Below are 9428 nucleotides of genomic sequence, written 5' to 3' on the forward strand. Positions count from 1 at the left end.
CCAGATACCCATGGATGGAATTACCTGGTAGGTTAATTTTAAATAACCAGGTCCTGAATCTTGAGTTCTTTAAGATTCAGGACCTGAATATATCCCGGTGACTTTATAATTTATAATTAACAACCCTTCAGACTTCTCAATCTACCGATACCGTCAATCCCTCCTGTTGCAGAATTTTTCGGTAGATCTCCATCTCTGTAAACGAGCCTTCCAATACGGCGCATTTCCCTTCGTTATGTACTTTCCAGGCTATTTTTTCGGCTTGAGGCTCGGAGTAATCAAGATACTTCATCATACAGTAGATCACGTGATCAAACGTGTTAAAATCATCATTCCACAATATAAGGCGACGAACTTCTTTAAGGCCCGTCAGTAATTCTTCGAGGGTAAATGTTTCTTCCTGTGTTTCAGTTGGCATACGTAACCGCAAAATTACTCAAAAACAATAATAAAAGTGTTAAAATCATGTTCAATTGGCTTAAAATCCTGCTACAATAGCAGGGATAGACAACCCAACACCATAACACATGAAAAAAATCGCCGCTAGTATTGTTCCGTTAGCCGCCCTATTATTTACAGTTAGTATAGTTAAAGCCCAGGCTGCTAAAAACAGTCAAAACACTTTGCAACCTCCGCCCAATACCATAAATATTGATGGCAACCTGAAAGACTGGGGCGATAGCCTTCGGTATTTTAACGAGGAGAAAAAATTAAATTATGCTTTGGCCAATGACAAAACCACACTTTACGCGGCCATTCGCATTACCGACAAAATGGACCAGATGCGCACGCTTAATGCGGGCATTACCTTAAGCATTGATCCTAAAGGCAAAAAGAAGGAAAGCTTTTCGGTTACCTTCCCACTGGCAGAACCGGGCACCAAACCTGATTTTGGAAAAAGGCCCGACGATAATACCGAAATTACCCAACAAGACCGTGACGAACTGGCACGGGAATGGATAACTAAACTGCGTGATATTAAGGTGGTTGGCTTTAAAGATATTGAGGGCGATATGATCACCACATCAAACACTTACGGCATTAAGGCAGCTATTGATTACGATGCCGATGGAAACCTGGTTTATGAAATGGCCATCCCACTGCAGTTTTTTCTTGCTGACGATATTACCAAAACCGAGTGGGCATTCAATTTTAAAATAAATGGCATACAACGGCCAAAAGGCGAAGGGATTGAAGGTGGTGAACATCCAGGTGGTAACATGGGCGGCAGTGGCCGTGGAGGACGTGGCAGCGCCATGGGCAGCGGCGGTCGTGGCGGTAGGGGCGGACGCGGTGGAGGTATGAGTAGAGCTGGTTCAGAAGGCAGTCCGACGGAAATGACTAAGTCGACTGATTTTTGGGAGAAGTTTTATCTGAATAAAAAATAAGCTAAAGGCGAACACTAAAAGACAACAGGAATATACAAACAACCTCCAAAAGGTTTTAAAACTGTGCTTTAAAACCTTTTGGAGGTGTTATTTTTCCATACTTTACTCATACCTCCCACATACTCTATTTTCACTTTTCACATATCAAACCCTAACCCCCATTTCAACTATTGCACCTTATAAGTATACACCTGACGGCCCAGGTTACCATCAACATCTATCCCTTCAATTAAAACCCTGTAGATTCCTTTACCATCAGCATTAAAGAATGATAGTGTAGCATTGCCATCCTTATCAGTCACGATATTTGATTTCCAATATATGGTTGAGCGAAGATCCTGCATCTGTGTATTTGTTTTGGGGTCATCGTATTGCGGCGAATAAAATTCCCGTGCTTTATAATACCCTTTTGGCGCATATGTAACCACACCCGGCGCATACCTGTTGTAATCATTGCCGTCCCCTCCGCGCCTGGTGGTAATTACCAATACCCCACCATTTCCCCTGAAACCATAGATAACAAGATTACCAATTGTGCGTAAAACTTCAACACTCGCTACATCGTTTGTATTTAAATTATTTAAATAATCGCCCTCTACCGGTATACCATCAACCATTACGGTCATTGGCTGACTTTGGTTACGGGTTGAATAAGGCACCCCGTTTCTAAAGATCACGCCAAATATTTTCATTTGCAAAGCGCTGGTAAAATGCCCGCCAAAATTTTGCAGATCCTTATAGGTAATAACCTGGTCGGCATTACCAGGGCCATTTAAATTACTGGAGTTTTTCAACAGTTCATTCTTAATTTTCACATCCCGTACAACCACTTCTTTTAACAGGATGGCATGGTTGCCAATGCCGTATTTAATATCCTCGCTATACCTGTTTTTACTATTTTTTAGATATGCCGAAAGTCCATCACTTATATTCACCTGTATATCAGCAGCATTTTTATTTTTCCCCGGGACTTGCGGGGCAATTTTATCCAATTCAATCTCGATGTTTTTACGATCCTTGACCGTACGGGCCTGTATAACAAACCTGATGCTATCCCTGAAAACAAGGTTTTTAAAAACAAAATTGCCTTTGACATCAGCTACTGTATCTATTATAAAAACACCACCCGATGTGGTGAACAATGTTATTTTACCACCGGCTACAGGCTTGCCACCTAAAGTTTTTAAATGCCCGGATATTTGTAACGTTTTTTCGGGCTGAAAAACTATAGGTTCAAAGACATCATTCAACAGCTTTTTCCATTCAAAACGGCGATACCCCTGGGTTAACATTAGCACATCCAGATCGGTCCGGGTTGTTGCATTTACATTATGAAAATAATAACCCGGTTTTTCGATATAACCTTTCAAATCGGATGTAAGTAATATGTTGGAAAAAATACTTTCCTCTGCGGTTTCATCAACGGAAACTTTCGACAGATCAATAACCGATGCCGAAAAACTGGCGCTTGCAGGATTACCCTGGTTATTTTTTGCATTAAGACTGATGTCTACCTTTTCGCGGGGAGCATATGTTTGCTTACCAGATGATACCGACAATTTAAGCTCATCATTATTCTTTACAAATACCAGCCGCTCATTTAAAGGTTCCCCTTGTTTAGAGAACAGGGTAAACTGTACAATACCCGACGGAAACTTACTTTTAGGCACAACGGTAGCAAAGGTTTCACCGCCATCGGCACTATTAGCTGCATAATATATTTCTCCACCGCTTTGGGCCACCAACAAAAGGCCGCCGGTTGGGGCTGCACTGGTCAGCAGATCTTTACCCGGTAATATTTTTACAGCAATATCATTGTCGCCCGAATTATCAATACCCAAAACGTAGCCATTATCTATTGCCCGGGGTAAATCAAATACCCCTTCAGAACCATCGGCATAGGTAACATGGGCTTTATATGTTTTGCCGCTAAACGGAATCAGCTTAAAAACCCCCATACCCAAATGTGTACTGTTAAATGCAGCAACCTGTTGGTTTTGATCGTCAACCACAGCCCCCTTTACATCAACACCTAAGCCATCGGCACCTACGGCCTTAAAAGCAACTTTTGAGTTTATGCCGTTAACCAGGTTACCACTTTCGGGAAAAAACTGAATATCAACTTTATTTGAAACCGCTTTTACCGCCACCACTTTCTCAACTGCTTTTTTATCGAGTTTTATAAGGGTTATGACATGCCCGGTGGCAGCCGTATTTCCTGTTGTATTGATAAAAGCGGCATCAAGATTACCTTTATCGTCGGTAATGCCTTTGCTTTTATAAACAATTTTCCCGTTTAACTCTACCCTATAAGTTACCTCTTTAGCTTTATAAGGTTCGCCGTTTATATCGGCATAATTAATAAGCGCGTTTACTTTCTGCTTGCCGTTTTGAACACTGTAAGTAAATGCCGTTTTGGCGAAAACGGTATTATTAATGCTATTAACAACGGAGAAGGTTTTATCAAAAAAATAGGCTTCACTTTCATTACGCATCCAATTGGTATAGGCCCGTACCCGGTAAGTGCCTTCTTTCATCGAGTCGGCAAGGGCAAAGTCACCGCTGGCTAACCCGCTTAATAATGGCAGTTTAATACTGCGTTTTACCGAATCGTTTTCATCTATCAGGTCGACATTCAGTATTTCGCTAAGGGCCGATAGCTGGTGCTTGCCACCAATGGTTACGTAGGCTTTAAACCAAATATCGTCGCCTATGGCGTAGCTGGGTTTATCAAACTGCAGGTAAACTTTTTCCTGCGGATGATTGTCCCGCCATTTATAAAGCTGATCCACCAGTTTTTGCAGCAGATCATCGCCCGGGCCGGCAAAGCCCATAATAGCCGTAATAACAACGGCCATTAATAAACCGATAGATAATTGTTTGTTTTTCATTTAGGTAAATAAGATTCAATCTACAGAAAATATTATAATAATTTTATAACAAGTGTGTTACGGGTATAGTTACGGAAATTTTGAGTATTGAAAACTTATAGAAGTATAAGGTTTGTTCAGAAGATAAGGTTTGTTTTTCATAATAGGTTAGGCACTAAGTTACGCGTTCGACTGTAAACTTATGCAAAGGTTTAATGGAACGAAAAATTAATTTCCATCAATCAAAAAACTCAAACGCAAAACTTACGACCTGCTTAAAATTTATTCTTCCACATCATGCTTTCAACCGGCCGGGTGGTAGGGTTGTTGTATTTGGCGTTGCTTTTGGTGTTATACAGGGTTTCAATATCGCCTTCAACAACAAAATAAATCAGCTGACCGATGGGCATGCCAGCGTAAATACGTACAGGTTGCGCACATGAAATTTCCAATGTCCAGGTATTGCAAAAGCCAACGTCGCCTTTACCGGCTGTGGCATGTATATCAATCCCCAGGCGACCGGTGCTCGATTTACCTTCCAAAAAAGGCACATGCTTATAGGTTTCGGTATACTCTACTGTTACGCCCAGGTAAAGGGTATTGGGCTGCAAAACAAAACCTTCTTTTGGTATTTCAAAACTATCTATCTCGTTGTGCTTTTTAGCATCAAGCACCCTATCGCGATAGGTGGCCAAATGTTTACCCAAATGTACATCGTATGAGTTGGTGCCAAGGCATTCGCGCTGAAAGGGTTCAATAATAATGGTTCCTTTTTCTATTTCTTCGAGAATGCGCTTATCAGATAATATCATAGCCTGCTTTTGGAAGGGCCTAAATTATAAAAATTAAAATAAAGGCGATGGCTATTATTTAAACATTGTAAAAATCAGCAGAAGCATAAAAAACAGCAAATATCACACTAAAAATCAATAACTTATGATTATGATACAGCAATTATTATAATTAAAATTATTTCACATAAGTTTGCATCCAATTTTGCAATTTTACTTTTATGGCAATAGCATACAGGCAGCGCATTGATGACGATACTGAGTTTGCACTCTGGAAAATTGAGGAGGAAGCTAATGACCTGTATAGGCAATTACAACTGGACGAGAACGAAAAAGCCTACGTTGAAAAATTGGGCAAAAGCAAACGTCACCTGCACTGGCTGGGCACACGTGTATTACTACGCAAAATGTTGCGTACTGATGAGTATATTGACTGTAAGATCGATTCGCACGGTAAACCTTACCTGGTAAACCTCCCCTATCATATCTCACTAAGCCACTCCTTTGACTATGCCGCGGTGATGATCAGCAAAACGCATAAGGTAGGTATAGATATTGAACAGATACAACAAAAAGTAGAGCGCATTGCCGGTAAATTTATGCAGCCCAAAGAACTTGCTTTTATCAGTGATAATAAAAAAATTGAGCAGTTATATGTTTGCTGGTGCGCCAAGGAAGCCATTTACAAATGCAACGGGCAAAAAGAAGTTTCTTTTGCCAATAATATTTTTTTAGAACCTTTCAACTTTGAACATCACGGTGTGTTGAATGCTAATTTGCATAAAAAGAACCTTAATATTGATTATACGGTAGGCTACCTGCAATATGAGAATTATATGATTGGTTATGTAAAAGGGGATATGTGATGAAAAACAAGAAAGTTTTTTTCCAGGATTGGGGATTGATAGATTACCAGCAGGCCTGGGACAGGCAGGAGGACCTGTTCTCGACAACGGTAAAAACCAAACTTGATAACCGTAACAACGAGATTGCTTATACCCAAGCAGCCAAAAGCCTGGTTCCTGCAGATGCTTATGAACCCTTTGCTGCCGCGGAAACCTTTAACTACCTTGTATTTTGCGAACACCCGCATGTGTACACTTTAGGTAAAAGTGGTAAAGCCGAGCATTTATTGTTAGATGAAGAGGGGCTGAAAAAAAAACAGGCTGTTTATTATACCATTAACCGTGGCGGTGATATTACCTATCATGGGCCCGGGCAAATTGTATCGTACCCAATATTGGATCTTGATAATTTTTTCACAGATATTCACCTGTATCTGCGTACGCTGGAAGAAGCGGTGATACTTACCCTTGCCGATTATGGTTTGCAGGCTGGGCGTTACCCCGGCTACACAGGCGTTTGGTTTGATGCTGATAACGAAAACGCACGTAAAATTTGTGCTATGGGTGTGCGCTGCAGCCGCTGGGTAACCATGCACGGACTGGCATTTAATGTAAATACCAATCTTGATTACTTTAAAAACATAGTACCCTGTGGTATTGATGATAAGGCTGTAACCTCTATGCAGCAGGAGCTTGGCCACCCGGTTGACATTAATGAAGTTAAAAAAATCTTAAAGCATCATATTTCCGTATTGTTTGATATGGAGATGATGTAATGAAAGCACTATTTTTAATTTTATTTTCGATAGGTACACTATCCGCGTGCGTTAAAAAGACTGATTCAATGCCGAATAACACCAATAATCCTACTCCACCACCAGTTGTGCCCCCGGTAACTGTAACCGATACTTTAAGCTACCTTGCCCTGGGCGATTCATATACCATTGGGCAATCGGTTACGGCACAGGAGTCGTTCCCTTACCAGCTTGCTACTCAGTTATCAAGGCTTAAGATCTCCGAACCGTATATTATAGCCCGCACCGGTTGGATAACTGACCAACTGATAGCTGCGATAGATGCCAGCCCGATTAAAGCAAAAACCTACGATTTTGTAACGCTGCTTATTGGCGTTAACGATCAGTATGGAGGCTATAGCCAGGCTAACTACCGGGTTAAATTTGTGCAGGTTTTAAATACAGCCATTAAGTTTGCGAAGAGTAATAAAAAACATGTGTTTGTACTCTCCATTCCCGATTATGGCGTTACACCCTTTGCTCATGGCAATGAAGCCAAAATTGGGCCCGAAATAGACCAGTTTAACGCTATCAACCTGGAAGAAAGCACCAAAGCCGGTGTTAACTATATTGATATTACGCCCATATCCAAAGGAGCCGCCTTTGACCTTACCCTGCTGGCCAATGACGGCCTTCATCCATCGGCCAAAATGTATAACCTGTGGGTTCAAAAGCTTGTGCCTGAAATATTAATGCAGTTTACAAAGTAAATAAATTTGGAATTAAACGACAAGTGTCGTAAATTTATTGACAATTAGCGTTAATGAAGCATGAAAGAGCCAAAGCCATATAAATTTTTAGATGAGGATGAAGTTAACTTAACCAACATGGTTAGGGAAGGCGTATCATTTTACTACTTTAACAAACTATCCGATCATATCCATTTTGATACTGAGGATTGGGCCGGTTATTTACACTTATCCGAACGCACTTTACAACGCTACAAAAAAGAAAAAAAATCCTTCGATCCCATCTATTCCGAAAAAATCATACTTATTGAGTTGCTTTATAAAAAAGGCATCGAGGTTTTTGGCAATGAGGAGAAATTTTTTGCTTGGATGGATTATACAAGCATCCCACTTGGCAGCGTAAAGCCCAAAGAGTTATTGGATACCTCGTTCGGTATCGGCATGGTGCGCGACGAATTGGGTAGGATAGAGCATGGCATATTTGCATGATACTTTACCGCCTAAGCAAAAAAACATATATTAATGATTTATCCGGGCGCGGCGCCGAGGTAAATGGCGGCCGTTGGAACAGCAAAGGCACACCTGTTATTTATACCGCTTCCTCCCGCGCTTTAGCTGTATTAGAAGTTGCCGTACATACCCCGCTTGGCATTATACCCACCAATTATTTTATGGCAACCATAGAACTAAAGAATAACAGCAAAATCCAAACGGTTGATATAGATAACCTGGATGCCAATTGGAACAGCAACCCGCTTGTAAAAGCTACCCAATTTATAGGCGACAGGTTTGTAAACACTAACGAGTACCTGGCACTAAAGGTTCCATCGGCAACAGTACCGGGCGATTTCAACTACCTGCTAAACCCTGCACATCCGGATTTTAAATCGGTAAAGATCATCAAAACAGAAGCTTTTGAGTTTGATAGCCGCCTATTTAAGAAACAGGCCATTTAAAAATCATCTGCACATTTGAAATCTGAAATCTGCATATCTGAAATCTGCACACCTACACTAACACTCCGGCAAGCTGATGGGTATATTGATAGCCAGTCCCCCGTCGGAAGTTTCCTTATATTTTGAGTTCATATCCAACGCGGTTTGCCACATGGTTTTAACCACGGCATCAAGGCTTACTTTAGCTTTCTCAGGGTTACTCTGCAAAGCCAGTTGCGATGCAGTAATTGCTTTTATGGCACCCATAGTGTTACGTTCAATGCATGGGATTTGCACCAGGCCACCAATGGGGTCGCAGGTAAGGCCAAGGTGATGCTCCATGGCTATTTCGGCGGCCATTAATACTTGCCTTTGAGTGCCCCCCAGGCATTCGGTCAGGGCAGCAGCGGCCATTGCGGATGATACACCTATCTCGGCCTGGCACCCACCCATGGCAGCCGATATGGTAGCTCCTTTTTTAAAGATGCTGCCTATCTCTGAGGCGGTAAGTAAAAACTGAATAACCTGCTCATCGGTATTACCCTCGCAAAAAACAATAAAATATTGCAGCACGGCAGGAATTACACCTGCAGCCCCGTTGGTTGGCGCAGTTACTACCCTACCAAAAGAGGCATTTTCCTCATTCACAGCCAGCGCGAAACAACTCACCCAATCCAGTATATTTTTAAAGCTCCCACCCGTTTTCCGGATAGCAGCAACCCACTCCTCATAATTTGAATAAGTATTACTACCTATTAGTTTACTGTTCAATTTAAAAGCGCGCCGGGCAACATTTAAACCGCCGGGTAACTGGCCCGTAGTGTGGCAGCCACGGTACATACATTCTTTTAAGGCTTTATATATATTTAATACGCCGTTACACGTCTCCTGCTCGCTGCGCCAGGCCAGCTCGTTCTCCGTCACCACTTCCGAAATCCTGAGGCCGGTTTTCATGCACCAATGCAGCAGGTCGGCAGCAGTATCAATAGGGAATGGCAGGTCAACCTCCTGTTTGGATTGCGCAGATGCATCTTCCTTTACCACAAAGCCCCCGCCTATGGAATAATAGGTTTCTGATATAGCTTTGCCGTTACTTAAAAACGCCTGGAAGGTTAC

At 41.8% G+C, this 9428-nt stretch carries 10 protein-coding genes; 6 read left to right on the top strand and 4 right to left on the bottom strand.

Annotated elements, in window-relative coordinates; genetic code table 11:
• Positions 1 to 136 precede the first annotated feature (136 nt).
• The gene (locus AC1DPZ_RS16670) at positions 137 to 418 is read right to left on the bottom strand and encodes an ATP-dependent Clp protease adaptor ClpS (protein WP_477405396.1); all 282 of its coding nucleotides are present in this window, start codon (positions 416 to 418) and stop codon (positions 137 to 139) included.
• A gap of 109 nt (positions 419 to 527) precedes the next feature.
• On the opposite strand from AC1DPZ_RS16670, the gene AC1DPZ_RS16675 reads away from it, so the two are divergent.
• A complete protein-coding gene (locus AC1DPZ_RS16675; protein ID WP_477405398.1) occupies positions 528 to 1388 on the top strand; it encodes a hypothetical protein in 861 nt (286 codons plus the stop codon).
• A gap of 167 nt (positions 1389 to 1555) precedes the next feature.
• Here AC1DPZ_RS16675 and AC1DPZ_RS16680 read toward each other — a convergent pair whose 3' ends face one another.
• Together AC1DPZ_RS16680 and dcd are read right to left on the bottom strand one after the other, a co-directional pair.
• Positions 1556 to 4279 carry a TonB-dependent receptor plug domain-containing protein gene (locus tag AC1DPZ_RS16680; RefSeq protein WP_477405400.1) on the bottom strand — a complete coding sequence of 908 codons (2724 nt, stop codon included), beginning with the start codon at positions 4277 to 4279 and terminating at the stop codon, positions 1556 to 1558.
• 254 nt (positions 4280 to 4533) lie between these two features.
• A complete protein-coding gene (gene dcd / locus AC1DPZ_RS16685) occupies positions 4534 to 5070 on the bottom strand; it encodes a dCTP deaminase (protein ID WP_477405402.1) in 537 nt (178 codons plus the stop codon).
• Positions 5071 to 5270: 200 nt separating this feature from the next.
• Here dcd and AC1DPZ_RS16690 point away from each other — a divergent pair, with 200 nt between their 5' ends.
• The 5 genes from AC1DPZ_RS16690 to AC1DPZ_RS16710 all read left to right on the top strand — a co-directional run bounded on the left by AC1DPZ_RS16690 (position 5271) and on the right by AC1DPZ_RS16710 (position 8333).
• Positions 5271 to 5915: a 4'-phosphopantetheinyl transferase family protein gene (locus AC1DPZ_RS16690; protein WP_477405404.1), complete on the top strand. Its 645-nt coding sequence runs from the start codon at positions 5271 to 5273 to the stop codon at positions 5913 to 5915.
• Positions 5915 to 6670, top strand: coding sequence for a lipoyl(octanoyl) transferase LipB (gene lipB, locus AC1DPZ_RS16695; RefSeq protein WP_477405406.1), 756 nt, complete (start codon positions 5915 to 5917; stop codon positions 6668 to 6670). The genes AC1DPZ_RS16690 and lipB overlap by 1 nt, the downstream gene beginning before the upstream one ends.
• Positions 6671 to 6738: 68 nt before the next feature.
• Positions 6739 to 7398, top strand: coding sequence for an SGNH/GDSL hydrolase family protein (locus AC1DPZ_RS16700; protein WP_477405408.1), 660 nt, complete (start codon positions 6739 to 6741; stop codon positions 7396 to 7398).
• A 60-nt stretch (positions 7399 to 7458) separates the two neighbouring features.
• On the top strand, positions 7459 to 7866 hold the full coding sequence (gene parS, locus AC1DPZ_RS16705) for a type II RES/Xre toxin-antitoxin system antitoxin (protein WP_477405410.1): 408 nt from the start codon (positions 7459 to 7461) through the stop codon (positions 7864 to 7866).
• Positions 7863 to 8333, top strand: coding sequence for an RES family NAD+ phosphorylase (locus AC1DPZ_RS16710; RefSeq protein ID WP_477405412.1), 471 nt, complete (start codon positions 7863 to 7865; stop codon positions 8331 to 8333). The genes parS and AC1DPZ_RS16710 overlap by 4 nt, the downstream gene beginning before the upstream one ends.
• A gap of 57 nt (positions 8334 to 8390) precedes the next feature.
• Here the strand turns inward: AC1DPZ_RS16710 and AC1DPZ_RS16715 are convergent.
• A partial coding sequence (locus AC1DPZ_RS16715; protein ID WP_477405414.1) for an L-serine ammonia-lyase occupies positions 8391 to 9428 on the bottom strand: 1038 nt, incomplete at its 5' end.

It is taken from the genome of Mucilaginibacter sp. P4_G9, from assembly GCF_056400985.1.